The organism is Knoellia locipacati (genome assembly GCF_044791685.1).
GTDB classification, from domain to species: domain Bacteria; phylum Actinomycetota; class Actinomycetes; order Actinomycetales; family Dermatophilaceae; genus Knoellia; species Knoellia locipacati_A.
This window is the reverse complement of the sequence record NZ_CP087730.1, coordinates 2,583,839-2,609,222: the sequence shown is the minus strand read 5'-3', so window position 1 is coordinate 2,609,222 and position 25,384 is coordinate 2,583,839. Positions and strand designations below refer to the sequence as shown.

At 71.3% G+C, this 25,384-nt stretch carries 32 protein-coding genes and 3 tRNA genes; 7 read left to right on the top strand and 28 right to left on the bottom strand.

Going from position 1 to position 25,384, the window contains the following annotated elements:
- Nucleotides 1-14: 14 nt before the first annotated feature.
- The 15 genes from LL946_RS12135 to LL946_RS12065 form a co-directional block, all read right to left on the bottom strand.
- Nucleotides 15-1,325, bottom strand: coding sequence for an MCE family protein (locus LL946_RS12135; protein ID WP_404380978.1), 1,311 nt, complete (start codon nt 1,323-1,325; stop codon nt 15-17).
- A 2-nt stretch (nt 1,326-1,327) separates the two neighbouring features.
- Nucleotides 1,328-2,155 carry an MlaE family ABC transporter permease gene (locus tag LL946_RS12130; protein WP_404380976.1) on the bottom strand — a complete coding sequence of 276 codons (828 nt, stop codon included), beginning with the start codon at nt 2,153-2,155 and terminating at the stop codon, nt 1,328-1,330.
- Nucleotides 2,156-2,169: 14 nt separating this feature from the next.
- Nucleotides 2,170-2,937: an MlaE family ABC transporter permease gene (locus LL946_RS12125; RefSeq protein ID WP_404380974.1), complete on the bottom strand. Its 768-nt coding sequence runs from the start codon at nt 2,935-2,937 to the stop codon at nt 2,170-2,172.
- Nucleotides 2,934-3,935, bottom strand: coding sequence for an ABC transporter ATP-binding protein (locus tag LL946_RS12120; protein WP_404380972.1), 1,002 nt, complete (start codon nt 3,933-3,935; stop codon nt 2,934-2,936). Before LL946_RS12120 ends, LL946_RS12125 begins: the two co-directional genes overlap by 4 nt.
- Nucleotides 3,936-4,226: 291 nt before the next feature.
- A complete protein-coding gene (gene rplA, locus LL946_RS12115; RefSeq protein ID WP_404380970.1) occupies nt 4,227-4,949 on the bottom strand; it encodes a 50S ribosomal protein L1 in 723 nt (240 codons plus the stop codon).
- Nucleotides 4,950-5,089: 140 nt separating this feature from the next.
- The gene (gene rplK / locus LL946_RS12110) at nt 5,090-5,527 is read right to left on the bottom strand and encodes a 50S ribosomal protein L11 (RefSeq protein ID WP_404380968.1); all 438 of its coding nucleotides are present in this window, start codon (nt 5,525-5,527) and stop codon (nt 5,090-5,092) included.
- Between the two features lie 70 nt (nt 5,528-5,597).
- On the bottom strand, nt 5,598-6,533 hold the full coding sequence (gene nusG, locus LL946_RS12105) for a transcription termination/antitermination protein NusG (protein ID WP_404380966.1): 936 nt from the start codon (nt 6,531-6,533) through the stop codon (nt 5,598-5,600).
- Nucleotides 6,534-6,607: 74 nt separating this feature from the next.
- Nucleotides 6,608-6,880: a preprotein translocase subunit SecE gene (secE, locus tag LL946_RS12100; RefSeq protein ID WP_404380964.1), complete on the bottom strand. Its 273-nt coding sequence runs from the start codon at nt 6,878-6,880 to the stop codon at nt 6,608-6,610.
- A gap of 31 nt (nt 6,881-6,911) precedes the next feature.
- Nucleotides 6,912-6,984: transfer RNA gene (locus LL946_RS12095), tRNA-Trp, on the bottom strand.
- Nucleotides 6,985-7,231: 247 nt separating this feature from the next.
- The gene (locus LL946_RS12090) at nt 7,232-8,062 is read right to left on the bottom strand and encodes an endonuclease/exonuclease/phosphatase family protein (RefSeq protein ID WP_404380962.1); all 831 of its coding nucleotides are present in this window, start codon (nt 8,060-8,062) and stop codon (nt 7,232-7,234) included.
- Nucleotides 8,063-8,203: 141 nt separating this feature from the next.
- Nucleotides 8,204-8,860: a hypothetical protein gene (locus LL946_RS12085; protein WP_404380960.1), complete on the bottom strand. Its 657-nt coding sequence runs from the start codon at nt 8,858-8,860 to the stop codon at nt 8,204-8,206.
- Nucleotides 8,842-9,765, bottom strand: a complete 924-nt coding sequence (locus tag LL946_RS12080) for a hypothetical protein (protein WP_404380958.1) — start codon at nt 9,763-9,765, stop codon at nt 8,842-8,844. The genes LL946_RS12085 and LL946_RS12080 overlap by 19 nt, the downstream gene beginning before the upstream one ends.
- Complete coding sequence (locus tag LL946_RS12075) at nt 9,762-10,667, bottom strand: ABC transporter ATP-binding protein (RefSeq protein ID WP_404380956.1); 906 nt, start codon at nt 10,665-10,667, stop codon at nt 9,762-9,764. The genes LL946_RS12080 and LL946_RS12075 overlap by 4 nt, the downstream gene beginning before the upstream one ends.
- Nucleotides 10,664-11,518: a zf-HC2 domain-containing protein gene (locus LL946_RS12070; protein WP_404380954.1), complete on the bottom strand. Its 855-nt coding sequence runs from the start codon at nt 11,516-11,518 to the stop codon at nt 10,664-10,666. Before LL946_RS12070 ends, LL946_RS12075 begins: the two co-directional genes overlap by 4 nt.
- The gene (locus tag LL946_RS12065; protein WP_404380952.1) at nt 11,515-12,072 is read right to left on the bottom strand and encodes an RNA polymerase sigma factor; all 558 of its coding nucleotides are present in this window, start codon (nt 12,070-12,072) and stop codon (nt 11,515-11,517) included. The genes LL946_RS12070 and LL946_RS12065 overlap by 4 nt, the downstream gene beginning before the upstream one ends.
- A gap of 88 nt (nt 12,073-12,160) precedes the next feature.
- Between LL946_RS12065 and LL946_RS12060 the strand changes: the two genes are divergently transcribed.
- From LL946_RS12060 to LL946_RS12035, 6 genes are all read left to right on the top strand, one after another.
- Nucleotides 12,161-13,453: an aminotransferase class I/II-fold pyridoxal phosphate-dependent enzyme gene (locus LL946_RS12060; RefSeq protein WP_404380950.1), complete on the top strand. Its 1,293-nt coding sequence runs from the start codon at nt 12,161-12,163 to the stop codon at nt 13,451-13,453.
- A gap of 4 nt (nt 13,454-13,457) precedes the next feature.
- Nucleotides 13,458-13,967: an adenosine deaminase gene (locus LL946_RS12055; RefSeq protein ID WP_404380948.1), complete on the top strand. Its 510-nt coding sequence runs from the start codon at nt 13,458-13,460 to the stop codon at nt 13,965-13,967.
- Nucleotides 13,968-14,110: 143 nt separating this feature from the next.
- Entirely contained in the window at nt 14,111-15,082 is a 972-nt protein-coding gene (locus tag LL946_RS12050; protein ID WP_404386883.1) for an adenosine deaminase, read from the top strand.
- A 45-nt stretch (nt 15,083-15,127) separates the two neighbouring features.
- Nucleotides 15,128-15,841 carry a phosphodiesterase gene (locus tag LL946_RS12045; RefSeq protein ID WP_404380946.1) on the top strand — a complete coding sequence of 238 codons (714 nt, stop codon included), beginning with the start codon at nt 15,128-15,130 and terminating at the stop codon, nt 15,839-15,841.
- Nucleotides 15,834-16,148: a 2-polyprenylphenol hydroxylase gene (locus tag LL946_RS12040; RefSeq protein WP_404380944.1), complete on the top strand. Its 315-nt coding sequence runs from the start codon at nt 15,834-15,836 to the stop codon at nt 16,146-16,148. The genes LL946_RS12045 and LL946_RS12040 overlap by 8 nt, the downstream gene beginning before the upstream one ends.
- Before the next feature lie 31 nt (nt 16,149-16,179).
- A complete protein-coding gene (locus tag LL946_RS12035; RefSeq protein WP_404380942.1) occupies nt 16,180-16,689 on the top strand; it encodes a metallophosphoesterase family protein in 510 nt (169 codons plus the stop codon).
- On the opposite strand, the gene LL946_RS12030 is transcribed toward LL946_RS12035, so the two are convergent.
- From LL946_RS12030 to LL946_RS11995, 8 genes are all read right to left on the bottom strand, one after another.
- Nucleotides 16,686-17,090: a secondary thiamine-phosphate synthase enzyme YjbQ gene (locus tag LL946_RS12030; RefSeq protein WP_404380940.1), complete on the bottom strand. Its 405-nt coding sequence runs from the start codon at nt 17,088-17,090 to the stop codon at nt 16,686-16,688. The two genes, LL946_RS12035 and LL946_RS12030, sit on opposite strands and share 4 nt — an antisense overlap.
- An 11-nt stretch (nt 17,091-17,101) precedes the next feature.
- Complete coding sequence (locus LL946_RS12025) at nt 17,102-18,175, bottom strand: UDP-N-acetylmuramate dehydrogenase (RefSeq protein WP_404380938.1); 1,074 nt, start codon at nt 18,173-18,175, stop codon at nt 17,102-17,104.
- Entirely contained in the window at nt 18,175-18,597 is a 423-nt protein-coding gene (locus tag LL946_RS12020; protein WP_404380936.1) for a MaoC family dehydratase, read from the bottom strand. The genes LL946_RS12025 and LL946_RS12020 overlap by 1 nt, the downstream gene beginning before the upstream one ends.
- Nucleotides 18,594-19,043, bottom strand: a complete 450-nt coding sequence (locus LL946_RS12015; protein WP_404380934.1) for a MaoC family dehydratase N-terminal domain-containing protein — start codon at nt 19,041-19,043, stop codon at nt 18,594-18,596. The genes LL946_RS12020 and LL946_RS12015 overlap by 4 nt, the downstream gene beginning before the upstream one ends.
- A 94-nt stretch (nt 19,044-19,137) precedes the next feature.
- Entirely contained in the window at nt 19,138-19,305 is a 168-nt protein-coding gene (gene rpmG, locus LL946_RS12010) for a 50S ribosomal protein L33 (protein ID WP_035913435.1), read from the bottom strand.
- Nucleotides 19,306-19,434: 129 nt separating this feature from the next.
- Nucleotides 19,435-19,508 (bottom strand) — tRNA-Met (locus tag LL946_RS12005).
- A 43-nt stretch (nt 19,509-19,551) separates the two neighbouring features.
- A tRNA-Thr gene (locus LL946_RS12000) sits at nt 19,552-19,624 on the bottom strand.
- Between the two features lie 130 nt (nt 19,625-19,754).
- Complete coding sequence (locus tag LL946_RS11995) at nt 19,755-20,798, bottom strand: zinc-dependent alcohol dehydrogenase family protein (RefSeq protein WP_404380932.1); 1,044 nt, start codon at nt 20,796-20,798, stop codon at nt 19,755-19,757.
- 162 nt (nt 20,799-20,960) lie between these two features.
- Between LL946_RS11995 and LL946_RS11990 the strand changes: the two genes are divergently transcribed.
- A complete protein-coding gene (locus tag LL946_RS11990) occupies nt 20,961-21,458 on the top strand; it encodes an ASCH domain-containing protein (RefSeq protein ID WP_404380931.1) in 498 nt (165 codons plus the stop codon).
- Nucleotides 21,459-21,474: 16 nt separating this feature from the next.
- Here the strand turns inward: LL946_RS11990 and LL946_RS11985 are convergent, their stop codons facing one another.
- From LL946_RS11985 to LL946_RS11965, 5 genes are all read right to left on the bottom strand, one after another.
- Nucleotides 21,475-22,236, bottom strand: coding sequence for a helical backbone metal receptor (locus LL946_RS11985; RefSeq protein WP_404380929.1), 762 nt, complete (start codon nt 22,234-22,236; stop codon nt 21,475-21,477).
- A gap of 4 nt (nt 22,237-22,240) precedes the next feature.
- Nucleotides 22,241-22,903 carry a class I SAM-dependent methyltransferase gene (locus LL946_RS11980; protein ID WP_404380927.1) on the bottom strand — a complete coding sequence of 221 codons (663 nt, stop codon included), beginning with the start codon at nt 22,901-22,903 and terminating at the stop codon, nt 22,241-22,243.
- A gap of 27 nt (nt 22,904-22,930) precedes the next feature.
- Nucleotides 22,931-23,737: a serine hydrolase gene (locus tag LL946_RS11975; RefSeq protein ID WP_404380925.1), complete on the bottom strand. Its 807-nt coding sequence runs from the start codon at nt 23,735-23,737 to the stop codon at nt 22,931-22,933.
- 24 nt (nt 23,738-23,761) lie between these two features.
- The gene (locus LL946_RS11970; RefSeq protein ID WP_404380923.1) at nt 23,762-24,523 is read right to left on the bottom strand and encodes an SDR family NAD(P)-dependent oxidoreductase; all 762 of its coding nucleotides are present in this window, start codon (nt 24,521-24,523) and stop codon (nt 23,762-23,764) included.
- Between the two features lie 127 nt (nt 24,524-24,650).
- The gene (locus tag LL946_RS11965) at nt 24,651-25,139 is read right to left on the bottom strand and encodes a heme-degrading domain-containing protein (protein WP_404380921.1); all 489 of its coding nucleotides are present in this window, start codon (nt 25,137-25,139) and stop codon (nt 24,651-24,653) included.
- Nucleotides 25,140-25,384 lie beyond the last annotated feature (245 nt).

The window sequence follows — 25,384 nt, the reverse complement described above, 5'->3', positions numbered from 1 at the left end:
GCTGGGCGTGGTCTTCACTGGCTCACCACCGTCCCGCGCATCATGGGGCCGGCGAGCAGGGTCGTCAGTGACGCGTCCTCGCCCTCCGAGACACCGACGAGAGCGCCGACGAGCTGCTGCTCCTCGACCGTCCCGGCGAGGCCGGCGTCGACCATGGGGATCCGTGCACCCTCGGGCGTGAGGAAGGCCGGAGGCAGGGCCGAGTGGCTCACGAAGGTGGCTGCGCCCTCGGAGCCGTCGTCGAACTTCGACCCGCCGCGGGGGCGATCCTGGTTGCCCACCTTGTTGGGCAGGCCCTTGCAGTCGGGCCCGCGCTTGTCTCGCCACACCGGCTCCTCACCGGGGCGGTAGCCCTGCCGCTGCTGCGGCAGCTCCATCGTGATGTGGAACATGCCGTCGCGGAAGATCTCGCGCGCCCGGGGAAGCCAGCCGACGAGTCCCTGCGTGAAGCAGGGGTAGATCGGCGAGTGCTTGGCAAGCACCTCGAGGGTCGGTCGCTGGACCCGGCCGACCTGGATGATCCGGTTCTGGTTGGTCTCGAGGAACCCGGCGGTGGTGTTGGCGAACCCGGCCGTCCCGGCGAGGAAGCCGGACAGCTCCTTCTGCTTCTCGACGATCGTCGCGTTGGTCGTGAGCAGCGCCTTCGCCGCGCGGAGCAGCTCGGGGGCCGCGGCGGCATACGTGCTCGCGAGGTCCGCGAGACCGGAGATGTCGGCCTGGATCGTCGGCATGTGCGGGTTGAGCTGGGTGAAGTACTCGTCGACGAGCACGAGGTTCTTGCCGAGCTTGGTGCCGCGGCCGTCGAGCGCCGTCGCGAGCGCGTTGAGGGTGGCCGACAGCTTGGCCGGCTCGACCGCGCGCAGGAGCGGCAGGAGGTTCTCGAAGACCTCCTCGAGCTCGATGGCCAGGGTGGTGCGGTCCTGCGGGATGACGTCCCCGGCGCGGATGGACCGGCCGGCGTCACCCTCCGGCGGGACGAGGTCGACGAAGCGCTCACCGAAGAGCGTCTTGGGGAGCAGCCTCGCGCTGACCCTGGCCGGGATGAGGTCGACCATCTCGGGCTTGAGCGCCAGGCCGAGGGTGACGCCGTCGCCGTGGGGCTCGATCGTGCGGACCTCGCCGACGATGAGGCCGCGGATCTTGACGTCCGACGCCTCCTGGAGCTGGCTGCCGATCCGGTTGGTCTCGAGGCTCACCTTGACGACGTCGGCGAAGACCTTGTTGAACGACGCGATCGACAGGGAGAGGAGCAGGGCGACGACGAGGAGGAACGCCACACCGTAGGTGCGGTGCCCGAGGCGTCCGAGAGCTGAGGTGGTGGCCATGGCTATCCCGCAATCCTCACGGTCGTCGTCGCGCCCCACACCGCGAGCGAGAAGAAGAAGTCGACGAGGTTGATGGCCACGATCGACGTTCGGACGGCCTTGCCCACCGCGACGCCGACGCCGGCCGGGCCGCCGCTGGCGTTGTAGCCGTAGTAGCAGTGGATCAGGATGATGATCACCGCGAAGACGAGCACCTTGAGGAACGAGTAGAGGATGTCTATCGGCGGTAAGAAGAGATGGAAGTAGTGGTCGTACGTTCCCTTGGACTGCCCGAAGTAGTCCGTGACGATGAAGCGGGTCGCGGCGTAGGACGACAGCAGACCGAGGACGTAGAGCGGGATGACGGCGATGAAGCCGGCGATCATCCGGGTCGTCACGAGGAACGGCAGCGACGGGATGCCCATGACCTCGAGCGCGTCGACCTCCTCCGAGATGCGCATGGCGCCGAGCTGGGCGGTGAAGCCGCAGCCGACGGTCGCAGCGAGCGCCAACCCGGCGACGAGCGGCGCGATCTCGCGGGTGTTGAGGTAGGCCGCGAGGAAGCCGGCGAAGGCTCCCGTGCCGAGCTGGTTGAGCGAGGAGTAGCCCTGAAGGCCGACCTGGCTGCCGGTGAAGAACGCCATGAAGGTGAGGACGCCGACGGTGCCGCCGATGACGCTCAGCGCTCCGCTGCCGAGCGAGACCTCGGCGAGGAGGCGCAGCACCTCCTTCTTGTAGCGGCGGATCGTGCGCGGGCTCCACGCGATGGAGCGCACGTAGAAGTGCATCTGGTCGCTGAGGCTGTCGAGTGCCTTGCCCGGGCGGGCAGCGAGGTCCTTGGTCCGGCTCATCGTGTGATCACCCCTCAGACCTTCTGCGGAACGACTTGGAAGTAGACGGCGGAGACGACGAAGTTGATGACGAAGAGGAGCATGAAGGTGATGACGACGCTCTGGTTGACCGCGTCGCCGACGCCCTTCGGCCCTCCGCCCGCCGTGAGTCCCTTGTAGGACGCGACGATCGCCGCCACGGCCCCGAACAGCAGGGCCTTGATCTCCGACGTCCAGAGGTCGGCGAGCTGGGCGAGCGCGGTGAACGACGAGAGGTAGGCACCGGGGGTGCCGCCCTGGATGACGACGTTGAAGAAGTAGCCGCCACCCACGCCGACGACGGAGACGAGCCCGTTGAGCAGGACCGCGACGAGCATGGCCGCGAGCACCCGGGGCACGACGAGTCGGTGGATGGGGTTGATGCCGAGCACCTCCATCGCGTCGATCTCCTCGCGGATCTTGCGTGACCCGAGGTCGGCGCAGATCGCGGAGCCGCCGGCACCCGCGATGAGCAGGGCGGTGACGATCGGGGAGGCCTCACGGACGACGGCGAGGACGCTCGCCGCGCCGGTGAACGACTGGGCGCCGAGCTGGCGGGTCAGCGTGCCGAGCTGGAGGGCGATGACCGCGCCGAACGGGATCGACACCAGCGCCGTGGGGATGATCGTCACCGAGGCGATGAACCAGCACTGCTGGATGAACTCCTTGGTCTGGAACGGCCGCTTCGGCAGCGCCCGCACGACGTCGAGGAACATGGCGAAGAACGCGCCGGCCTGCTTGATCGGCCCGGTGAGGAGGTTCATGCCACGGGACCTCGGTCGAGGACGGACGTGGCAGCAACGGACTGCGAGACCCCGGGGACACCGGCGTTGTTGGACTGGAACGAGCCAGGGGGCGGCGTCACGCCGTTGGCCCGGCACCACTCCCCCGCAGGCTTCTCGGCGCGGCGAGGGGTGCCGTCGCTCGTGCCCAGCTGGAGCGGGATGGGCGGCAGCGGCGGCAGCTCCTGACCCGACTCGGCGGCGAGCTCGTCGGCGTCCTTCTCCTCGGACATGCCGATCGGCCCGATGGTCTGGGCGTTGAGGAACTGGCGCACGACCGGCTCCTCCGAGCTGAGGAGCATCTCGCGCGGGCCGAACATCGCCAGGTGGCGGTGGTAGAGCAGCCCGATGTTGTCGGGGACGGTGCGCGCGGTGTTGATGTCGTGCGTGACGATGAGGAACGTCGCGTCGATCTGCGCGTTGAGGTCGATGAAGAGCTGGTTGATGTAGGACGTGCGCACCGGGTCGAGGCCGGAGTCCGGCTCGTCGATGAGGAGGATCTCGGGGTCGAGCACGAGCGCGCGGGCGAGGCCGGCGCGCTTGCGCATGCCACCGGAGATCTCGCCGGGGAGCTTGTCCTCGGCCCCGGACAGGCCGACGAGGTCCATCTTCTCGAGCACGATCTTGCGGATGTCGCTCTCGGACTTCTTCGTGTGCTCGCGCAGCGGGAACGCCACGTTGTCGTAGAGGCTCATCGAGCCGAACAGCGCGCCGTCCTGGAAGAGGACACCGAAGAGCTTGCGGACCTCGTAGAGGTCGTGCTCCTTGAGCGTGACGAGGTCCTCGCCGTTGATGACGATCGAGCCCTTGTCCGGCTTGAGCAGCCCGACGAGGGTCTTGAGGAAGACCGACTTGCCGGTGCCCGACGGACCGAGCATCACGGAGATCTCGCCCGGGGGGAGGGTGAGGGTGACGTCGTTCCAGATCTGCTGGGACCCGAAGGACTTCGTGAGTCCTTGGACGTCGATGGCGACACCCATCACAACCTCATTTCCAGCTCGTGCTGCGGGGCAGGGGGACGTCGCCGCGAGCTGAGCCCGAGGCGACCGTGCAACAGGGCTTCGGTGAAGTTACCCCGGGGTTACCTCGGAGACAAGTTCCAGGCACGGAGAGCAGTCAAGGTCACATCGGCGCCGCACGGGGGATTAGGTCGGAGCCATCTCTCGACGTGGTCCCCGGCCGCGTCTGGCCGTCCCCCCGTCCCCCTCCCCGGACAACGGCAGCGGCCCCCGTTCCGGAGAACGGGGGCCGCTGCGGGTCGAGATCGACGATCAGGCGTCGGCCTGCGCGTCGTCCTCGAGGAGGTTGCGGGTCTTGGTGAAGTCGAGCGGGACACCCGGGCCCATCGTCGTCGACATCGTGGCCTTGCTGATGTAGCGGCCCTTCGACGACGCCGGCTTGAGGCGCAGGATCTCCTCGAGCGCGGCGGCGTAGTTCTCGACCAGGGCCTTCTCGTCGAAGGAGGCCTTGCCGATGATGAAGTGGAGGTTCGCGTGCTTGTCGACGCGGAACTCGATCTTGCCACCCTTGATGTCGGTGACGGCCTTGGCCGTGTCCATCGTGACCGTGCCGGTCTTCGGGTTGGGCATGAGGCCACGCGGACCGAGGACCTTGCCGAGACGACCGACCTTGCCCATGAGGTCAGGGGTGGCGACGATCGCGTCGAAGTCGAGCCAGCCGCCGGCGACCTTCTCGAGCAGGTCGTCGGAACCGACGAAGTCGGCACCGGCAGCCTTGGCGGCCTCGGCCTTGTCGCCGTTGGCGAAGACGAGGACGCGGGCGGTCTTGCCCGTGCCGTTGGGGAGGTTGACCGTGCCACGGACCATCTGGTCGGCCTTGCGGGGGTCGACGCCGAGTCGCATGGCGACCTCGACCGTCTCGTCGTACTTGGCCTTGGCGCCGGCCTTCGCGAGGCGGACGGCCTCGAGCGGGGTGTAGACCTTGTCGGCGTCGATCTTCTCGGCGGTGGCGCGGTAGCCCTTGCTGCGCTTCATGTCTGCTCCTGGGTTGCAGTGGTGGAGTTGTGGTCCGGGCCAGCGCTGGCCCTCCCACGCGCTTCGCTCAGGTGAGGAAACGCTTCCCGTATGCCGGCCGCCCGCCTGGGCGGCCGGCATACGGAACGTCGTTGGTGACCTCAGCCGAGGTCGGTCGTGATGCCCATCTGGCGGGCGGTGCCGGCGATGATCTTCATCGCGGCGTCGACGTCGTTGGCGTTGAGGTCGGGGAGCTTCTGCTCGGCGATCTCACGGACCTGGTCGACGGTGAGGTTGGCGACCTTGGTCTTGTGCGGCTCGCCGGAGCCCTTCTGGACGCCCGCGGCCTTCTTGATGAGCTCGGAGGCCGGCGGCGTCTTCGTGATGAAGGTGAACGAGCGGTCCTCGAAGACGGTGATGACGACGGGGATGATGTTGCCCCGCTGGTGCTCGGTCGCAGCGTTGTAGGCCTTGACGAACTCCATGATGTTGACGCCGTGCTGACCGAGGGCCGGGCCGACGGGGGGAGCCGGGGTCGCGGCACCTGCCTGGATCTGCAGGTTGATGTAGCCCGAGACCTTCTTGCTCTTGGGAGGCATGTCTGTGTTCCTTTTTCTGGTTGTGGGCCCACGCCGTGGGCGATGACCCGGTTGCAGTGCTGGTCGAGCGTCAGATCTTGGCGACCTGGCTGAACGACAGCTCGACCGGGGTCTCCCGGCCGAAGATGGAGACGAGGACCTTGAGCTTCTGGCTCTCGGCGTTGATCTCGGAGATCGTCGCCGGCAGGGTCTCGAAGGGGCCGTCCATGACGGTGACCGACTCGCCGATCTCGAAGTCGACGAGCGGGGTGTCGGAGGATGAGCCGCCGGATGAGGCAGCCGCGCCCGGAGCGGAGGCGGCAGCGGCCATCTCGAGCTCGGCCGGCTTGATCATCGTGTAGACCTCGTCGAGGCTCAGCGGCACCGGCTGGTGCGCGTTGCCGACGAAACCGGTGACGCCCGGCGTGTGGCGCACGGCGCCCCACGACTCGTCGGTGAGGTCCATGCGGACGAGGACGTATCCGGGCATCCGGACCCGGCGGACCAGCTTGCGCTGACCGCTCTTGATCTCGGTGACCTCCTCCATGGGGACCTCGATCTCGAAGATGAAGTCCTCCATGTTGAGGGACTGGATCCGGGTCTCGAGGTTGGTCTTGACGCGGTTCTCGTAGCCCGCGTAGGAGTGGATGACGTACCAGTCGCCGAACTTGCTTGCGAGGTCGTCCTTGAACGCCTGGACCGGGTCGATGTCGGTCGGGACGACGTCGCCGTCCTCGTCGGACTCGGTGGTCGCGGCCGCGAGCGCACTCTCGGCGGGCGCGTCGTCCTCGTCCTCGTCGGTGCCGTCCGCGTCGGTGCCGTCCGTGTCCTCGACCTTCTCGTCGTCGGAGACGACGGTGTCGAGGCTCTCGCGAGGCTCGTCGGCGAGCGTGTCGAGGAACTCGGGGGCGGTGTCGCCGAGGGTCAGCGACTCACGCTGGGCGGCGCTGTCGGCATCGTCGACGGCGAGAGTGTCGGGGTCGCCGGAGGTCGACTCGGCGTCCTGGGACGTCGTGTGGTCGGACACGTGCAGACCTACTTCCTGTACAGCGTTGAGTTCAATCGTGGGGCGGGCGCGACCTCGCGGACGAGCCTGGGGGGTCAGCCCCCGTTGCCGAAGACCAGACCGACGAGCTTCTGGAAGCCGAAGTCCATGCCGGACACGAGCGCCATCATCACCGAGACGAACACGATGACGACGAGCGTGTAGTTCCACAGCTCGGAGCGCGTCGGACGGACGACCTTGCGCAGCTCGTCGAGGATCTGGCTGATGAACAGACCCAGGGAGCCGAACAGCCGCGACACGGGGTTGCCACTCTTGCCGGCGCGCTTGTTCGCCTGGCGAGAGTCGCGGGACTCGCCCACTTCCGTCACGGTTCCTCTTCTCCGAAATGATCTGAACGTGCAGGGCAGGAGGGACTCGAACCCCCAACCGCCGGTTTTGGAGACCGGTGCTCTACCAATTGAGCCACTGCCCTAGGAACGCACCCGCTGGGGTGGTGGTTCCGTTGGTGACGGCAGGCATGACGAATCATGGTGCAATCACCGAGGAACCAGCATACGTGACGCCCCGGCCCGACGCGAAACCGTGGCCGCCGGCCCGACCCGGGCCGCGAAGCTCGAGGCTCGACGCCGTTGAGCCAGTCCTCACCCGCCGCGCCGACACCGCACGAGCGAGCCCCGGCCCCGCTCGTGCGCGGGACCGGGGCTCGCCCCGACGACAGCTCAGCGAATGGTCGTGGTCGCCTTGAGGATCTTGTGCTTGCCCTCGACCGGCGTCTCGAAGGTGAGCGTGCCCCGCGCCGACAACGGAGTGCGGTTGGCGGAGAAGAACACGTAGTCGATCTTGCGACCCGTGACGGTGTCCCGGCCGACCCTGCCCGTAGAGCCCGTCCTCAGCTGCTCCGCCTCGACGAACCGGCCACTCGACCGTGTCGTCGGGTACTTGTAGACCGGGTTGAGTGCGGCGGCCGTCGGAGTGGTGTTGAGGTCGCCGCCGACGACGACCGAGTGGCCGTTGCCGATCCATGGCGCGGTGATCTCCTTGACCCGACGAGCCTGCCGCAGCCGGACCTCCTTCGGGTTGTCGGCGTAGACAGTGAAGTGCGTGGAGCAGGCGTGAACGGTGCGCCCGGCCTTGCCGAACTTCACGCACGCGATTCCGAAGTTCTTGTCCTCCCCCGGGACGTCGAACGCCTCGCCGAACCGCGACCCACCACCGGGCCGGATGACGACGTTCCCCTTGGCACCGCCCGGGCAGTCCCCCTTGGCGACCTGCTCGTGATAGGCGATGGTCCAGGTCGGATGGGCGGCAACGAGATCGTCCTTCCAGCCCTTGCAGACCTCCTGGACCGTCGCCGCGTCCCAGCTGCCTGAGGCGATCAGCGTGACGACCCGGTTCCAGCGGGCCTTGTCCTGGTCGGTGTTGTGCTGGACGATCTTCAGGCTGATCGGTGCTGCGTGTGCCGGCGTCATGGCTGCGGCGCCGAGGGCGCCGGTCGTCGCCAGTGCAGCGGCCGCGAGTGCGGCGCCGTGGCGGATGGTGGACAGCTTCATGTGTTCCTCCCCAAAGACATCGGGGAGTCGCGTCTCGACCCCCCGGTGTCCCCACCCTCACAGCGGGCTGCCGAATCGGCCATGGGGAGCACTCCCCCGAGGAAGGTCGACCGGAGCACGACTCCCGGCCGCCCGGCAACCTCAGCGATGCACCGCCGGTCCGGTGTGGGGCCCCCTCCAGCGGGATCCCTCATCCCGACTGCCCCACACCAGACCGACAGCCCCCACCGCACCCACGACCACCCAGAACGCCGTGGTCGAGCCACGTGTCCCCGAGAGGTCGAGGGTCTGCACGTCCCCCGGCACCGGCACGAGCCCGAGGGCCAGCACCGCGAACACCAGTCCCCCGGACACCGTCGCCGCCGGCTCGCTGCGCCCCCTCCGGACCAGGGCCGCACACAGCCCGAGGCCGAGGACGACGAGCGAGAGGCCGACCAGCCCCTGGGCCCACCACGACGGAACGGCGAACGTCAGCTGCGAACGCCACCACACGGCATACGCCGCCCAGACCGCGAGCACGACGAGACCGCCGCCGGCACGCACCGCCGTGCGCCAGGCCCGGGTGGTCGGCGACGACCGCACGACGTCCTCGGCGGGCTGGTCGAGGGCGAAGCAGGCCGCGCCGGTGAGCAGCGTGACGCCGAGCCACGCGGTCACCGCACCCGGGCCGTTCGGCCAGACGGTGGCGTCGAGGACGAGGAGCAGCCCGGAGGCCCCGGCCGCAGCCACGACCGGCGGCCATGCGATCGCTCGCAGCTCGGCGGCGAGGGCGGGCCGGGTCACCACAGCGGGTTCCACGGCCCGTAGTAGCCCTCGGGTCCGGTGAGGACGGTGAGGGCGAGTGCGAGCACGGTCAGGCCTGCGACCGTGAGGGACAGCCGCACGAGGCGACGCCGTTGCTGTCCCGCGGACCCGTGGGCGCACGCTGCCAGCGCGGCGAGGAGGCACAGGCCGAGGAGGTAGACCACGCGCCAGTGGTGGCTGCCACCCTGGATCCACGTGGAGGTCTCGCTGTTGGCGGCCACGAGGGCGAAGGGCGACAGGTGGTGGAGCAGCCGGTCCCACCACGAGGTGTCGCGGAACAGGCTCCCGAGCACGGCCCACAGGATGAGCCCGACCGCGGTGATGGCACCCGCGGTCGGCCAGCGCCACCACCGGGCGACGGCGACACCGAGCAGCGGGCCACCGGCGGCCGTCAGCACGCCCTGCACCATGATCGAGAACAGCTGGGCGGTCGTGAACTCGGTCCACGCGACCGCCTGGATCGGCGGGTCGACCATCCAGAACACGAAGACGTAGGCAGCTCCGACCAGCGCGATCCCGGCCGGGACGAGGCAGACGAGGCACAGGGCGAGGCTGCGCTGGAAGGCGGTGGCCGGCGCGGCGAGGAGCACGTCACCCGTGCGCGAGGCGCTCTTGGTCAGGCGGTTCATCGCGAGCAGGCCACCCAACCCGAGCGCGAAGGCCGGGAGGACGGGCCAGTCGAGGTTGGTCTCGGTGCCGTTCTCGGCGGTGACGACGAAGTCGGCGTTGGCGTACTCGCTGAAAGGAGTCGTCGCGGCAACGAGCACGAAGAGCAGCACCGCGACGACGAAGACTGGCTGCCGCAGCAGGCGACGGGTCTCGATCCGAGCCAGGCTGCGGACGACGTCACCCGTGGCCGGGGGCGCGGACGGCAGAGCGGCGGCGACCGCGGCGCTCATGCCGTCATCTCCGCAGCAGCGTCGTCGGCGTCGGCCCGGCCACCGCGCAGCAGCAGGTAGGCGTCCTCGAGGGTGGGCTCGGCCAGCTCGGCGCCGGGAGGCGCCTCGTGGGCGACGTGCCGGTAGCGACCCGTGCCCACGCGCCACGAGCTCAGGGCGTGGCGGGACTCCTCGTCCGCGAGCCACACGCGCCCGGCGGCCCGGGCGACGAGCTCGCGCACCGGCCCGTCGTAGCGGACCCGCCCGGCATCGAGGACGACGACGCGTTCGCAGAGCGCGGCCACGTCCTCGGTCTGGTGGGTGGCGAGCAGGACCGTCGAGTGGCGGCCTGCCTCCGAGAGCACTCCGCGCAGCGAGGCGCGCTGCTCCGGGTCCAGGCCGTTGGTGGGTTCGTCGAGGACGAGCAGGTCGGGCGACCCGATGAAGGCCTGGGCCAGGGCGACCCGGCGGCGCTGGCCACCGGACAGCCGGCGCATCTTCTTGCCGGCGAGCTCGCGCATCCCGACGAGGTCGAGCACCCGCCCCACCTCGGCGTGACGCTCCGGACGGTCGGTCCACTCCTTGAGGGCCGCCACGTAGTCGACGAACTGGAAGGCGGTGAACCCACGCGGGTGGCCGGCCTCCTGCGGCAGGTAGCCCAGCCGGCGACGGATCTCCGTGCGGTCCTGCGCCTCGTCCGGGTCCATCCCGAGGATCCGGACCGCGCCCTCCGTGGGCGGCAGGACCGTCGCCAGGAGCCGGAGGAGGGTGGTCTTGCCCGCGCCGTTGGGCCCGAGCAGGCCGGTGACTCCCGGCTGGAGGACGAGGTCGAGGCGGTCGAGCGCGATGCCCTTGCCGTAGCGCCGGGTGACTGCGTCGAACCGGACGGTGGTGCTGGTGCCGGTGCTGAGGCTGGTGCTCATGCTGTTTCCCCCATGTGTGAAAGACGGTCCGCGCGGTGGACGAAGACGACCCCCGCGACGACGGCGATGACGACGTAGGCGGGTGCGGCACTCGCCGAGAGCAGGTCCGTGGCGGTCTCCCCGAACCGGGACCGGTGGCCGTCGGCGACGACCGCTCCCGTGACCACCGACCAGGTGAGGCCGACGCTCGCCGCCGCGTGCGCCACCGGCCACCACGTCGCGAGCGCCAGGGTTAGCGCCACCCCGGCCAGTGAGGGCAGGAGCCACGCGACCGAGGCCCAGGGCGACCCGGGGAGGACGGCGCCCGCGAGCGCGGACAGCGGGACGGCCGTGGCGATGACCGCCCCTGCCCGCACGAGGATGACCCGCAGCGGTGACGACGGACTGCTCACCGCGAGCTCCCAGCTCGGGTCGGCGTGCGGACCGAACGCCGTGCCCACGGCGAGCACGGGCACGAGCGGCGCGGTCCACAGGAAGAGCAGCGAGCCGTAGCGACCGCCCGTCGCCGCGGCGATCACGGCGAAGAGCAGGCACAGCAGGATGCCGAGGAGCCACGCGCCCTGCACCGCCGGCGCTGAGCGGATGAGCACGGCGTCTCGGTCGGGCAGCCCGAGCCGGCAGAGCAGCCGCTCGACCCGTGACGGTGCGGGTGTCGACACCTCGGCCACGACGCGGTCCCAGACCAGCCGCAGCGGCTCCGGGTCGGAGAGGTCGGCCACTCCACCACGGCACTGCGCACAGCTCACGAGGTGCTGCTCGACCGACGCCGCGACTGCCGCCGTGGCCGAACCCTCGAGGTATGCCGTGAGCAGCCTTCCGTCCGCGTGCCACCTGGGCTGTCCCTGGGTCATGACGCACCTCCGGCGAGATCTGCCCGGAGCTGCGCCTTCGCGCGGTGCAGCCGGGTCTTGACGGTGTTCTGCGGGATGCCGAGGAGGGTGGCGGCCTCCCTGCTCGTGAGCCCGTCGAGGACGGTGGCCTCGACGACGGCGCGCATCTCCGGGCTGAGCCGGTCGAGGGCTCCTCCGAGGTCGCCGTACTCGATCCCGAGCAGGACGCGCTCCTCGGCGCTCTCTGATGTCGTGGCGGGCGCGGCCTCGGAGCGCGCCGGGTCGCGGTGCACCGCGCCGGGTGAGCGCAGCCGCGACACGAGCCTGCGGATGGCGATGCCCCAGAGCCATGCCGCGACCTCGCCGTCACCCCGCCAGGCGCCGCTCGTCCGCCACACGGAGGTGAAGCAGTCCTGCAGCGCGTCGGCGACGACGTCGGGGTCGCTGCACCGGCGGCGGAGGCGGGCGGCGAGCCACGGGGCGTGGCGGTCGTAGAGCACCCGCAGCGCGTCCACGTCCCCCCGGTGGAGGGCCCGGACCAGCTCCGCGTCCGCGGGCTCATCGACGTGCCACATACAACGACTGTCGCAGCGTGAGGTCCCCGGGGTTCCCCGGTTTGAGCAGATATTTCGGTGCGCGCCCGGGTCTGGAAGCATGTAGCACGTGACCGAGCCGACCCACGCCGCCCTGTCGTCCCTCTCCCCCGCCGAGCTGGAGGCCTTCCTCGAGAGCCAGCGCACGGCATACGCCGCACTTCAGGAGCGCGGGCTCAAGCTCGACCTGACGCGCGGCAAGCCGTCGGTCGCGCAGCTCGACCTGAGCAACGAGCTGCTCAGCCTCCCGCGCGGGCACCAGGACGCCGGTGGGACGGACGTGCGCAACTACGGCGGACTGGCCGGCCTCACCGAGCTGCGCGCGATGTTCGCCGACCTGCTGTGGGTCGAGCAGGACCAGGTCGTCGCCGGGGGCAACTCGAGCCTGACGATGATGCACGACTGCCTCGTCCAGATGCTGCTCCACGGCGGGCCCGACTCGCCGCGGCCGTGGTCGCAGGAGGCGACCGTGAAGTTCGTCTGCCCCGTGCCCGGGTACGACCGGCACTTCACGATGCTGGCGTCGTACGGCATCGAGATGGTGACGGTGCCGATGAACGAGGACGGGCCCGACGTCGCTGCCGTGCGCGAGGTCGTCAAGGACCCGTCGGTCAAGGGCATGTGGATCGTCCCGACCTACGCCAACCCGTCGGGGTCGACGTGCTCGCAGGAGGTCGCGAGCGAGCTCGCCTCGATGGAGACGGCCGCGCCGGACTTCCGGATCTTCTGGGACAACGCGTACGCGTTCCACCACCTCACCGAGGACGAGGCCAAGAGCGCGGACATCATCACGCTCGCGTCGGGGTCGGGGCACCCCAACCGGCCGATCATGTTCGCGTCGACCTCCAAGATCACCTTCGCCGGCGCCGGTGTCGCCTTCCTCGCGGCGTCGAAGGCGAACGTCGACTGGTACCTCGGCCACCAGCAGTTCGCATCGATCGGGCCGGACAAGGTCAACCAGCTGCGGCACGTCCAGTTCTTCGGCACGGCCGACGGCGTGCGCGAGCACATGAAGCGTCACCGCGAGATCCTCGGGCCGAAGTTCGCAGCCGTCGACGAGGCGCTCACCTCGGCTCTCGACGGTCGCGAGGTCGCGACGTGGTCGAAGCCGTCCGGTGGCTACTTCGTCAACCTCGACGTCCTCGACGGGACGGCCTCGCGTGTCGTCGAGCTGGCCAGGGGCGCGGGCATCTCGCTCACCCCGGCCGGCGCGTCGTACCCGCACGGCAAGGACCCGCGCGACCGCAACATCCGCCTCGCGCCGTCCTTCCCCGTGCTCGAGGAGGTCGAGACCGCGATGGCCGGTGTCGCGACCTGCGTGCTCCTCGCGGCCGCCGAAAAGCTGGCGGGCGTGCAAGGCTGAGGTCATGAGCGACCAGCCTGGAACCGAGAGCTTCGACAACGACCTGGGCTCGATGAGCCTCGACGACGGCGTCGACGCCGGGGGCGGCCAGCCCGACCTGCTCGACTCGAGCGAGGGCGACAACCTCCCCGTGTCGCCGCCCGACCTGCAGCCGCGCAACACCGAGTGGGGCACCACCGCTGAGGAGCAGGCGCAGGACGAGACGATCGACCAGCGCATCGCCCAGGAGGAGCCGGACCCCAACTCCGCCTACGGCGCCCCGGACAACGAGTCCGGCCTCGACGGCGAGGCACCCGTGGGCGGCGACGACCCCGACGCGATCCCGGCCGAGGACGACTTCCTCGGCGAGCCCAGCACCGACGTCGACGGCGGGTCGCTGACCAGCCCCGACCAGGGCACGGGTCCGGACGACGAGGGCACCCTCGTCGGCGACGAGGGGTTCGCTTCTGGCGAGCCCGGCTCGACGGAGGGCGAGACGGCCGAGGAGTCGGGCATGCGCATCGTCGAGGAGTGAGCGAGGACTCGTCCGGGCCGGGTAGCTCGCTCGCTGCCGCCAACGACAGCGTGGATGGCGCCCAGCGCGACAGCCTGCGCGGCAGCGAGCGCGACACCGCCACCCTGCCCAAGGCCCACCTGCACCTGCACTTCACCGGCTCGATGCGCGTCACCACCGTGCGCGAGATGTCGGAGTCGCACGGGATGCGGCTGCCGTCCGCCCTGGGCGCCGACTGGCCGGTGACGTTCGAGACGCGGGACGAGCGTGGGTGGTTCCGCTTCCAGAGCCTCTACGACGCCGCCCGTCACTGCGTGCGCGGCGAGGCCGACATGCGGCGGATCGTGCGCGAGGCCGCCCACGACGACGCGGCCGAGGGCTCCCGCTGGCTCGAGCTGCAGGTCGACCCGACCTCGTACGCGCCGTTTGTCGGTGGCATCACGCCGGCGCTCGAGATCGTGCTCGACGAGGCCGCCGCGGTGTCGCGGGAGCCGGGTGCCGCGCAGGTCGGCGTCATCGTCGCGGCGTCCCGGATGCGCCACGAGCTCGAGGCGCGCACCCTGGCTCGCCTGGCGGCCCGGTATGCCGGCGAGGGGCCGGGTGCCGTCGTCGGCTTCGGCCTGAGCAACGACGAGCGGCGCGGCGAGACCGAGGCGTTCGCGCCGGCCTTCGCCATCGCCCGACGGGCCGGGCTCGCGCTCGTGCCGCACGCCGGCGAGCTGCTCGGGCCCGATGCGGTGGAGCGGACCCTGAGCTCGTTGGCTCCGGACCGGCTGGGCCACGGCGTCCGCTCGGTCGAGGACCCCCGCACCCTGGACCGCGTCGTCGAGGACGGTGTCGCGCTCGAGGTGTGCCCGGGGAGCAACATCTCGCTCGGTGTCTACGACGACCTCGACGACGTGCCCCTGCGGCGGCTCGTCCATGCCGGGGCGACCGTGGCGTTGGGAGCCGACGACCCGCTGATCTTCGGGTCGAGGCTGCAGGCGCAGTACGAGGTCGCGCGACTGCTCGAGTTCTCCGACGCCGAGCTCGCCGACCTCGCCCGGGCCTCGCTGCGGGCGTCGCGCGCCCCGGCGGAGGTGCGCGAGACGGCATACGCCGACATCGACGCGTGGCTCGCGGGCGACAACGCCTGACGCAGCGGCCCCCGAAGCGGGGCTGCCGGCACCTAGGTTGGGGCCATGGAAGCACGTCACGCAGGGCACGGGGGCGCGACGTCAGCCACGATCCGATCGGGGTCGACCGCACTCCTCGGGTGGTTCGGCGGGCAGGTACTGGCGGCAACCTTCGGGTTGGCAGCGCGCATGCGCGGCACCCGGGCCCTGCACGCGGTCGGGTTCTGCGGCACCGGCCTGCTGACCGTCCGTCCCGGCGCCCGCAGCGGTGTGGTGCTGCTCGACGACCCCGGCCCGCACCCCTGTCTCGTGCGGTGGTCACGCGCCACCGGCATGCGGGATGGCCCGGACATCGAGGGACTCGCCGTCCGGCTGGAGGGGCCAGCGTCCGGCGACGTGCTCGTCGCCTCGACCGGTACCGGGGTCCTGACCCGGCACCTGCTCACCGTCCGCCGTCGTCAGGACCACGGCCCCCTCACCACCCTGCTCCCGCTGAGCACCCCGTCGGGCCCACTGCTCCTGCGCTTCGACCCCCTGACGGACACGGCCGACCCGCCCTCGTCCTACCGGCTCCTCGTGGCGGCGCCGGGCCGACCGTGGCACGAGCGAGGCCGGCTCGACATCACCTGGACCAACGAGGACTGCACGCGACGACACCACCCCGTCGGGCACCCTCCCGCCGGGGCGTGGACACACCCGTTGTGGGCACGGCTGCGCGAACCCTCATATGCCGCCTCCCAGCAGGTTCGCGCCGACCCGGAGGAGCCGCGTCGTGGCTGAGCCGACGCCCACGACGGAGGAGCATCCCGACCGGTGGCTCGTCGTCAACGGTCGGCGCTGGCGGCGCCAGGACCCGGACCTGCCTCCCGAGGTCGCCGAGCGACTCCTCTCCCACCTGGGCCGTGGCCGCTCGGGTGTGCGCGCGGCCACCCGGGCCGGTGAGGACCCGGCCCGCTCTCGTCGTCGGGTGGACCTCGCCAAGCACGGCCTGGGCGAGCGTGGCACTGCGTGGTGGGAGCAGGACGCCCCGGAGCGGCGTCGTCGCTGGGAGGAGGCGTTGACCGACCTTGACCGGCTCGACGACTGATCGCGACCGCCGTCCGGACGACGACTCTCCGATGAGGCTGCTCCTGCTCGCCGACACGCACGTGCCCGCCCGCGCCCGGGACCTGCCGGCGCAGGTGTGGCGCGCCGTGGATGCCGCCGACGTCGTGATCCACGCCGGCGACTGGATGAGCCCCGCCCTGCTCGACGCCCTCGAGGCGAGAGCGGACAGGCTCGTCGGCGTGTGGGGCAACAACGACGGACCCGAGCTGCGCCGCCGCCTGCCCGAGGTGGCCCGGGTCGAGCTGGGCGGTCTGGTCTGGGGTGTCGTCCACGAGACCGGCGCAAAGGCCGGGCGCGAGGAGCGCATGCGCGCGGCACACCCCGATCTCGACGTGCTCGTCTTCGGGCACAGTCACATCCCGTGGGACACCGAGCACGAGGGGCTGCGCCTTCTCAACCCCGGCTCCCCCACCGACCGGCGCCGACAGCCGCACTGCACCTACCTGACGTGCACGGTGGGCGGGGGCGCCATCACCGACCTCGTGCTGCACGAGCTGCCGCCCCGGACGCGTCGTCGCTAACCGGCGAGGAAGTCCAGTCGGACGCTGCGCTCGTGGTTGTCGACGTTGAGGTCGACCAGGCAGATGCTCTGCCACGTGCCCAGAGCGAGCCGGCCGCCCTCGACGGGGACGCTCGCATACGGCGGCACGAGAGCCGGCATGACGTGCGACCGGCCGTGGCCCGGGGTGCCGTGCCGGTGTCGCCACCGATCGTCGGCGGGCAGCAGGTCGGCCAAGGCGCGGAGCAGGTCGTCGTCCGAGCCCGCGCCGGTCTCGATGATCGCGATACCGGCAGTGGCGTGCGGGACGAAGACGTGCAGCAGCCCGTCGCCGAGCTCCCGCACGAAGTCAGCGCACTCGTCGGTGAGGTCGAGGACGACGTCCTCGCCACCGGTCCGCACCTGCAGCGTGTGGGTCCGCATGCTCGGTCCTCTCAGAGCTCGTGGCCGACGAAGACCGGCTCGTTGACGAGCGTGACGCCGAAGCGGTCGTGGACACCGTCGCGCACCTGCCGGGCCAGCGCGGCCACGTCGGCAGCGGTCGCGGAGCCCCGGTTCGTCACCGCGAGCGTGTGCTTGGTCGACAGCGCCGCAGGACCGGGCATCCCGAACCCCTTGCCGAAGCCGGCCTTGTCGATGAGCCATGCGGCGCTCGTCTTGACCCCGCCACTCGCGTCGGCGAACCGGGGCGGGGTGAGTCCGTCGTCCCCGAGCTCCGCGCGCACGCGGTCGGCGAGCTGGTCGAAGCGCTCCGCCGACATGATCGGGTTGGTGAAGAACGACCCGCAGCTCCACGTGTCGTGGTCCGCCGCGTCGAGCACCATCCCGCGCCGTCGACGCTGCTCGAGCACCCCGTCACGCGCCTCGGCGAGCGGCACTCGCGCACCGACCTCGACGCCGAGCCCCTTGGCGAGGTCGGCATAGGCGATCGGCTGCGACAGGTCGGCCACCCTGAGCTGGAACGTCACGTCCAGGACGACGTAGTTCGAGCTCGCCTTGAAGAGCGAGTGGCGGTAGGTGAACCGGCACTGGTCGGCCGTCATGGTCCTCACCTCCTGGGTCCCTCGGTCCCAGACCCGCACGCGGGCGATGGTCTGGGAGACCTCTTGCCCGTAGGCGCCGACGTTCTGCACCGGAGTCGCTCCCGAAGAACCGGGTATGCCGGACAGCGCCTCGATCCCGGACCAGCCCTCCGCGACCGCCCGGCTCACGACGTCGTCCCAGACCTCACCGGCGGCAACACGGATCATCGCGCCACCGCACATGTCGTCGGACTCGACCTCGATGCCGGATGTCGCGATCTTGACCACGGTGCCCGCGAAGCCGGAGTCGGCGACGACGAGGTTGGAGCCACCGCCCAGGACGAGCAGCGGCTCGTCGGCGTCGTCGACCTCACGGACGGTGTCGACGATCTCGTCGATCGTCTCGGCGACGACGAGGCGATCGGCGGGGCCGCCCACCCGCATCGTCGTGTGCTCGGCGAGCGGGGCGTCGTGGGTCTCCTGCATCAGTCGAGCTGGACGGCCGCGACGCAGCGGCCGAGGACCTTGTCGCCGGCCGCGGTCACGGTGACGTCGACGACGGCCCGACGCGACTCGGGGTCTACGCTCTTGACGGTGCCGGTGATGACGACGTCAGCTCCACCGCTCGGCACGACCACGGGCTTGGTGAAGCGGGTGCCGAACTCGACGACGCGCCCGGCGTCGCCCACCCACTCGGAGACGGCCGAGCCGGCGGCACCCATCGTCCACATGCCGTGGGCGATGACGTCGGGGAGTCCGACCGACCTCGCGAAGTCCTCGTCCTGGTGGATCGGGTTCTGGTCGCCGGAGGCGTTGGCGTAGGCCACGAGCATCTCGCGGGTCACGAGCACGGACTGCGGTCCGAAGACGTCGCCGGCCTGGGTCTCGGCTGCGGTGCGGATGCTCATGCGTCCTCGCCTCCTCGCACGACGATGGTGGACGTGGACGTGCAGACCGGCTCTCCGGCTGCAGCGAGCTCGGTGCGGGTCGTGATCATCGAGTGACCGCCGGCCGAGCGGATCGAGTCGACGGTGAGCTCGCCGAGGATCTCGTCGCCCGCGGTGATGGGGCGGTGGTGGACGAAGCGCTGCTCACCGTGGACGACGCGGCTGTAGTCGATGCCCGAGTCGGGGTCCTTGACGTACTCGGCGTCGCAGCGCTGCGCGATCGTCACGGCGAACGTCGGCGGAGCGATGACGTCGCCATAACCCGCGGCTCGCGCCGCGTCCGCGTCGTGGTGGACCGGGTCGTCCGAGCCGACCGCGGCGGCGAAGGCGGCGATCTCGGCGGCGGTCACGGCATACGGACCGCTCGGTGGATAGGACCGACCCTGGAAGTCTGCGTTCACGGGCATGCGGACACTCTAGGCAACGCGCAGTCGCAGCCGGAACGGCGAAGCCGCCCTCCACATGACGTGGGGGCGGCTTCGGCCGATCGAGACGCTGGGGTCAGCGGGTCTCGCGGTGCTCGGTGTGCTTCTTGCAGCGGGGGCAGAACTTCGCCAGCTCGAGACGGTCGGGGTCGTTCCGACGGTTCTTCTTGGTGATGTAGTTGCGCTCCTTGCACTCCGTGCACGCCATGGTGATCTTGGGGCGGACGTCAGTGGCCTTGGCCATCGGGGCAACCTGCTCTCGGGAAACGTTGATCGTGTGTGAAGTGTGTCAGCGTGCCGCGCCAAGGGACTTGCGCGCGACGCCAGCACAACAGAATACGCGAGGACGGGTATTCCCCGAAATCGCCTTGAGTAGCGGGAGCGGGGCTCGATCCCGCGACCTCACGATTATGAGTCGTGCGCTCTAACCAGCTGAGCTACCCCGCCTTGGGGGTCGAGGGCCGGCACGCGAGGTGCTGGCCCGGACCAGAGCCCCCTGTCGGAATCGAACCGACGACCTTTTCCTTACCATGGAAACGCTCTACCGACTGAGCTAAGGGGGCCGATCAGGCACCGGGTCAGACCCGGGCTGAGTGCGTCGGGAATGCTACACGGACACCCGCGCGCGGACGAAATCCGTCCCCGGGAGGCCCAGCGGGAGCCGGTTTTCGTCCGGCCAGCGTCCGCTCCCGGTCAGCCCGGGAGGCTGATGACGGTCATGCCGGCAGACGTCGCCGGACGGTCCATCGCCGCGAGCGCCGCACCGGCCCCGTCCAGCGGGATGACGTCGCCGACGAGGAGGTCGGGCCGCAGCGTGCCGTCCTCGACGAGCGCAAGCATGGCGGGGTACTCGTGGGCCGCCATCCCGTGCGAGCCGTAGAGCTCCAGCTCGTGCGCGACCACCCGGTCCATCGGCAGCGGCGGCGTCGACGACGAGCCGAGCAGCAGCCCGACCTGGACGTGCCGGCCGCGGCGCCGCAGGCACGCGACCGACGCGACCGCGGTGGCCGGTGCTCCGAGGGCGTCGACCGACACGTGCGCCCCTCCCCCGGTCAGCTCACGGATGGTGGCGGCGGGATCGGGGTCCTTGCTCGCATCGACCACGTGCGCCGCGCCCAGCTCGCGGGCGCGCGCCAATGCGGCCTCGCTGACGTCGACCGCGACGACGGTGGCGCCCAGGGCCGCACCGATCATCACCGCAGAGAGCCCGACGCCTCCGCACCCGTGGACGGCCAGGACCTGCCCTGCCTCGAGACGGCCGTGCGCGGTGATCGCCCGGAACGCCGTGGCGAACCGGCACCCGAGGGACGCGGCCGTGACGAAGTCGACCGAGTCCGGCAGCGCGACCAGGTTGACGTCAGCGGCGCTGATCGCGACCCGCTCGGCGAAGGACCCCGGGCCGGTGAACCCTGGCTGGGTCTGGTCAGGACACACCTGCGCCTCACCGGCGAGGCACCACTCGCACACCCCGCAGCCGCAGACGAACGGCACGGTGACCCGGTCCCCGACCCGCCAGCGCGTGACGTCGGCACCGACCTCGGCGACCGTCCCGGCCAGCTCGTGACCGGGGACGTGCGGCAGGTCAACCGGGTCGTGGCCCTTCCAGGCGTGCCAGTCGGAACGGCACACCCCGGTGGCCCGCACGGCGATGACGGCGCCGTCCCTCGCGCAGGTCGGCTCCGGCACCTCGCCGACGGTCGGCAGCTCTCCGTATGCCGTGTGGACCACGGCCCTCACGTCGTCACCCTGCGCTCGGATCCCGTTCGCTTCGCCATGCCCCCAGTCTCCCCCGCGGTGTCGGACCCGGCGCGAGGCCCCACCCGGGCCGGGGCGGAGCCCCACCCGGGCGTGCGCAGAGCCCCAGCCGGGCCGGGGCGGAGCCCCACCTAGGCTGAGGGCATGAGCGAAGACGACCGCGTCGCCACCTTCTGGGAGCTGGCGCGTGTGCACGCCAAGCTCAACGTCTCCTCGCCGTACTTCGGCCCGACGCCGCTGGACTCCGTGCCCCCGCCGGCGTGGTCGTTCGGCGCCAGCGAGTCGCAGGCCGACGAGCTGCTCGACCTCGTCCTCGCCGGCACGAAGACGGCCACCGCCAGCGCCCTCTGGGACTACGAGGCCGATGACGAGAAGGTGCCCGAGAAGGGCGAGCTGAGCATCGTCCTCGACGGCTCCGGCATGCCCCGGGCCCTCATCGAGACCACCGACGTCGAGGTCGTGCCGTTCGACCAGGTCGGCGAGGAGCACGCCCGGCTCGAGGGCGAGGGCGACCGGTCACTCGCCACGTGGCGCGAGGTGCACCAGCGCTTCTTCACGGAGCACGCCACGCACGAGCACGGCTTCTCGCCGGACATGCCGGTCGTGTGCGAGCGGTTCCGCGTCCTCTACGCCGACGTCTGACCGAGCCCGGCCCCGCTCAGGACAGCCCGTCGAGGGTGGACCGCGCCTCGACGAGCGACGGCCCGTACCAGGTGATGAGGCGACCGTTGACGAGCCGGGTGGCCGTGCGCGAGAACGCCTCCGGCCCGTCGTCCGCGGTGAACACGTACGGCTCGTCGGGCAGCAGCACGAGGTCGGCGCCCGCCGCGTCGAGCCGGTCCACGTCGACGTGTGGGTAGCGGCCGGGCTCACCGGCGGTGACGACCTCGAACCCGACGCGGGCGAGCAGGTCGGCGGTGAACGTCGGGTGCCCGACGACCATCCACGGGTCGCGCCAGATCGGCACGACGACCGTGGCGCGTGGCGCCGGCACCTCCCCTGCCCAGAGCCGGTCGGCCTCGGCCAGCCAGGCCGGCTCGTCCCACCCGCAGGCGTCGAGCAACAGCCGCCGCATCGAGGCCAGCGACTGCGGCACGGTCTCGATCTCGGTGACCCAGACCGGTATGCCGTCCGCGCGCAGCCGCTGCACGTCGAGCTCGCGGTTCTCCTCCTTGTTGGCGATGACGAGGTCCGGCTGGAGCACGGCGATCGCCGCCCGGTCGGGGTTCTTCGTGCCGCGCACCCGGGGCACGTCGAGGTCGGCCGGATGCGTGCACCAGTCGGTGGCGCCGACGAGGGCGCCGGGCGCGGTCGCGGCCACCGCCTCGGTGAGGGAGGGCACGAGCGAGACCACACGGCATACGGGGGTGTCGGGCAGGACCACGTCGTGACCGAGGTCGTCGCGCAGCGTGCGGGTCATGCGCTCAGGCACGGCCGACGGCGAGGAACATCGAGAACGTCCCCCGACCCTGGTGGTCGCCGCCGAGCTCCTTCTCGACGGAACCGGCGTCCGAGACCACGACATCGCGGAACCCGTTGTCGCGCAAGCGTTCCGCGAAGGCGTCGCGGTCGAACCCGTCGTGCCCCGTGAAGTCGTCGTGGTGGGCGTGGAAGGCACCGGCCCGGTCGTCGTCGAGCTCGACGACGGCCAGCCAGCCGCCGGGGACGAGGATCGAGCGGACCCGCTCGAGGAGGAGGTCGACCTCGCCCACGTGGTGCAGCGCGAGCTGGGCCCACACGCCGTCGAAGCGCTCGTCCGGCAGCGGGTCGGCGACGAGGTCGAGGCGCTGGGCGGTGAGCCGGTCGGCGACCCCCGCCTCGACGATGTTGTCGCTGGCGACCTCGACCATCCCCGGTGACGCGTCGGTGACGAGCACCGAGCCCACGTCGTCGGCCAGGGCGAGGCTGAGACGGCCGGTGCCGCCGCCGATCTCGAGCACCCGCTCGGTTCCGGTCAGCGCGAGCGCCTCACGGAGCAGGGCCGCGGTGGCGTGGGCGCGCTCGATCTTGGCGGGGTCGTCGTCCCAGGTGCGGGCGACCTCGTCGAAGTGGGCGTGGCCGGGGCGGTGCTCGTGCTCGCTGCTCATGCCGTCACCCTGTCACGTCGGGGTGGGTCAGCCCACGGCCGCGCGGACGGCGTCGCCGATGCCGCGCAGCGCCCGCATGACCTCGTCGCGGCCGTTGCCGGGAGGGTCCTCGGTCCAGTTCGCCAGCACGGCGTATGCCGTGGCTCGCCCGCCGCTGTCGACGACCCCGACGTCGGCGCGCACCCCGAGGTTGGTGCCGGTCTTGTTGACGATGACCGGCCCGGCCGGCTCCTCGGCGTGCGACAGCGGGTCCTGGTGCCAGGCGGAGGCCACCATCGAGAGATCCATGCCGGGGGCGAGCCAGCCGAGGACGGTCTCGCCGACCGAGCCGGACGTCGACCGCTCGGTCCAGAGCCGCGCGAGGACGTCGACGAGGTCGGCGGCGCAGCCGAGGCTGAGGTGAGGCGGGTCGTCCGGACCGCGCAGCCCACGGACGACGTCGACGAGGTCGGACCCGCGAGGCGCCCACTCCCCGGCCCGGGCGCGGACCGCGTCGAGGCCGAGCAGGTCGATGAGGACGTTGGTGGCGAGGTTGTCGCTCACCGCGCCCACGAGCCGGGCGACGTCGACGAGTGGCAGGACATCGGTCATGAGGTGCTGCCACAGGCCGGAGTCCGCGACCGGGGCGACGGCGCGGCGGTCGAGCGGCTGGTCGGGAGCGAGCTCGCCCGAGCGGAGCCGCTCGGCGAGCTCGACGAGGACGAAGACCTTGCCCACGCTCGCCGTCGAGAGCAGACGGTCCGGCGCGTGGGAGGCGAGCACCTCGCCGCTGCCGAGGTCGACGACCGAGACGGACCAGTCGACGCCCGGCAGCAGCGCGAGGCCCATGTCCATGTCAGCGGTGCGCGCGGCAGCGGCTCAGCGCGGGGCCATCCGGAGGGCGCCGTCCATGCGGATCGTCTCGCCGTTGAGGTAGTCGTTGTCGACGATCGCGAGCGCGAGTTTGGCGTACTCGGCCGGCATGGCGAGGCGCTGCGGGAACGGCACACCGGCGGCGAGGCCCGCCCGGAACTCGTCGGAGACGGTCGCGAGCATCGGGGTCTCGACGATGCCGGGGGCGATGGTGCAGACCCGGATGCCGTACTGGGCGAGGTCGCGGGCCGCCGGCAGCGTGAGCCCGACGATGCCGCCCTTGGAGGAGCTGTAGGCGGCCTGGCCCACCTGGCCGTCGTAGGCGGCGATGCTCGCGGTGTTGACGATGACGCCACGCTGGCCGTGCTCGTCGGGCTCGGTCTGCGCGATCGCCTCGGAGGCGACGGCGAGGACGGTGAACGAGCCGACGAGGTTGATCTCGACGACCTTGCGGTAGAGCGAGAGGTCGTGCACGCCCTTCTTGCCGAGGATGCGCGCGCTCGGGCCGATGCCGGCGCAGTTGACGACGACCCGCAGCGGGGACGCGGTGTCGGCGGCGGCCTGGGCCACTCCGGCGCGCACCTGCTCCTCGTCGGTGACGTCGGTCGCGACGTAGGTGACGCCGTCGACCTGCGGGGCCTGCTCGATGCTCTCGGCGAGGTCGAAGGCGTGGACGTGGGCGCCCTGGGCGGCGAGGGCGGCGGCCGTCGCGGCACCGAGGCCGGAGGCGCCGCCGGTGACGATGGCGGAGGTCTGGGCGATCTGCATGGTCGTCATCCTGTCACTGGGCGGCTGGAGCCACCCAACCCGCGGCACCGCCTCCCCTTTTCCGGCGATCAGGAAAACGGAGGGTTCAGCCGGGGACGGTTCCGGGCCGGACACCGCCCGTCCGTGATCAGCCGGAAAAGGTGGTGACGTGCTCGCGCAGGATCCGCATGACGAGCGCGTGGTCGTCGAGCTGCGGCAGACCCGAGATGCCCATCCACCCCACCACCCCGGCCGACGCGACGCGCAGGGGGACCGCGCCTCCGTGTGCCGCGTACTCGGACTCCGGCAGCAGGAACTTCCCCTGCAGCGTCGTCCCCGCATCCCGGCACACCTGCCCCATGTAGAGCGAGGAGTGCTCGAACCGCATGACGACCCGGCCCTTGCGGCGCAGCCACTCGTCGTTGTCGAGCGAGGAGCCGGGGAGCGCGGCGTGGAAGAGCTGGTGCTCCCCACGCCAGATCCCCACGACGACCGGCAGCTGGTCGGCCCACGCCGCGTCGGCGGCCGCTCGCCCGAGGTCGTAGGCGACCTTCTCGGTGAGCTCGGAGAGGATGGTCTCGTGCTCCTCACGGGCGAGCTCGTGGAGGCTGGGCCAGTCGTCCGATGCTGATGACACGGTGTTCCTCCCGTCGGGCAGGTCCGGCGAGCGCCCGACCCTCGCGGAGCGTATCGACCGGCCCTCCTCACCGGCAACGACCCAGGGCCTGCGGGGGCGGCTCCTGAGACGAACGGGCCGTCGAGGTACCCGTCGGCCCGCGGAGCACGTAGCCTTGTGGTGCGCCCCGTCGTTCGGCGAGGGCGCTCAGCGACAAGGGGCCGGGGTCTCATCCCCCGCTACGCGTTCGCCTTCGAGCCGGTATG

What these genes read in the sequence shown, in the direction of transcription:
- LL946_RS12135 (WP_404380978.1), bottom strand. Translation starts at nt 1,325, where the DNA reads ATGGCCACCACCTCAGCTCTCGGACGCCTCGGGCACCGCACCTACGGT.
- LL946_RS12130 (WP_404380976.1), bottom strand. Translation starts at nt 2,155, where the DNA reads ATGAGCCGGACCAAGGACCTCGCTGCCCGCCCGGGCAAGGCACTCGAC.
- LL946_RS12125 (WP_404380974.1), bottom strand. Translation starts at nt 2,937, where the DNA reads ATGAACCTCCTCACCGGGCCGATCAAGCAGGCCGGCGCGTTCTTCGCC.
- LL946_RS12120 (WP_404380972.1), bottom strand. Translation starts at nt 3,935, where the DNA reads ATGGGTGTCGCCATCGACGTCCAAGGACTCACGAAGTCCTTCGGGTCC.
- rplA (WP_404380970.1), bottom strand. Translation starts at nt 4,949, where the DNA reads ATGAAGCGCAGCAAGGGCTACCGCGCCACCGCCGAGAAGATCGACGCC.
- rplK (WP_404380968.1), bottom strand. Translation starts at nt 5,527, where the DNA reads ATGCCTCCCAAGAGCAAGAAGGTCTCGGGCTACATCAACCTGCAGATC.
- LL946_RS12090 (WP_404380962.1), bottom strand. Translation starts at nt 8,062, where the DNA reads ATGAAGCTGTCCACCATCCGCCACGGCGCCGCACTCGCGGCCGCTGCA.
- LL946_RS12080 (WP_404380958.1), bottom strand. Translation starts at nt 9,765, where the DNA reads ATGAGCGCCGCGGTCGCCGCCGCTCTGCCGTCCGCGCCCCCGGCCACG.
- LL946_RS12075 (WP_404380956.1), bottom strand. Translation starts at nt 10,667, where the DNA reads ATGAGCACCAGCCTCAGCACCGGCACCAGCACCACCGTCCGGTTCGAC.
- LL946_RS12070 (WP_404380954.1), bottom strand. Translation starts at nt 11,518, where the DNA reads ATGACCCAGGGACAGCCCAGGTGGCACGCGGACGGAAGGCTGCTCACG.
- LL946_RS12065 (WP_404380952.1), bottom strand. Translation starts at nt 12,072, where the DNA reads ATGTGGCACGTCGATGAGCCCGCGGACGCGGAGCTGGTCCGGGCCCTC.
- LL946_RS12055 (WP_404380948.1), top strand. Translation starts at nt 13,458, where the DNA reads ATGAGCGACCAGCCTGGAACCGAGAGCTTCGACAACGACCTGGGCTCG.
- LL946_RS12050 (WP_404386883.1), top strand. Translation starts at nt 14,111, where the DNA reads ATGCGCGTCACCACCGTGCGCGAGATGTCGGAGTCGCACGGGATGCGG.
- LL946_RS12045 (WP_404380946.1), top strand. Translation starts at nt 15,128, where the DNA reads ATGGAAGCACGTCACGCAGGGCACGGGGGCGCGACGTCAGCCACGATC.
- LL946_RS12035 (WP_404380942.1), top strand. Translation starts at nt 16,180, where the DNA reads ATGAGGCTGCTCCTGCTCGCCGACACGCACGTGCCCGCCCGCGCCCGG.
- LL946_RS12030 (WP_404380940.1), bottom strand. Translation starts at nt 17,090, where the DNA reads ATGCGGACCCACACGCTGCAGGTGCGGACCGGTGGCGAGGACGTCGTC.
- LL946_RS12025 (WP_404380938.1), bottom strand. Translation starts at nt 18,175, where the DNA reads ATGCAGGAGACCCACGACGCCCCGCTCGCCGAGCACACGACGATGCGG.
- LL946_RS12020 (WP_404380936.1), bottom strand. Translation starts at nt 18,597, where the DNA reads ATGAGCATCCGCACCGCAGCCGAGACCCAGGCCGGCGACGTCTTCGGA.
- LL946_RS12015 (WP_404380934.1), bottom strand. Translation starts at nt 19,043, where the DNA reads ATGCCCGTGAACGCAGACTTCCAGGGTCGGTCCTATCCACCGAGCGGT.
- rpmG (WP_035913435.1), bottom strand. Translation starts at nt 19,305, where the DNA reads ATGGCCAAGGCCACTGACGTCCGCCCCAAGATCACCATGGCGTGCACG.
- LL946_RS11990 (WP_404380931.1), top strand. Translation starts at nt 20,961, where the DNA reads ATGAGCGAAGACGACCGCGTCGCCACCTTCTGGGAGCTGGCGCGTGTG.
- LL946_RS11985 (WP_404380929.1), bottom strand. Translation starts at nt 22,236, where the DNA reads ATGACCCGCACGCTGCGCGACGACCTCGGTCACGACGTGGTCCTGCCC.
- LL946_RS11980 (WP_404380927.1), bottom strand. Translation starts at nt 22,903, where the DNA reads ATGAGCAGCGAGCACGAGCACCGCCCCGGCCACGCCCACTTCGACGAG.
- LL946_RS11975 (WP_404380925.1), bottom strand. Translation starts at nt 23,737, where the DNA reads ATGGACATGGGCCTCGCGCTGCTGCCGGGCGTCGACTGGTCCGTCTCG.
- LL946_RS11970 (WP_404380923.1), bottom strand. Translation starts at nt 24,523, where the DNA reads ATGCAGATCGCCCAGACCTCCGCCATCGTCACCGGCGGCGCCTCCGGC.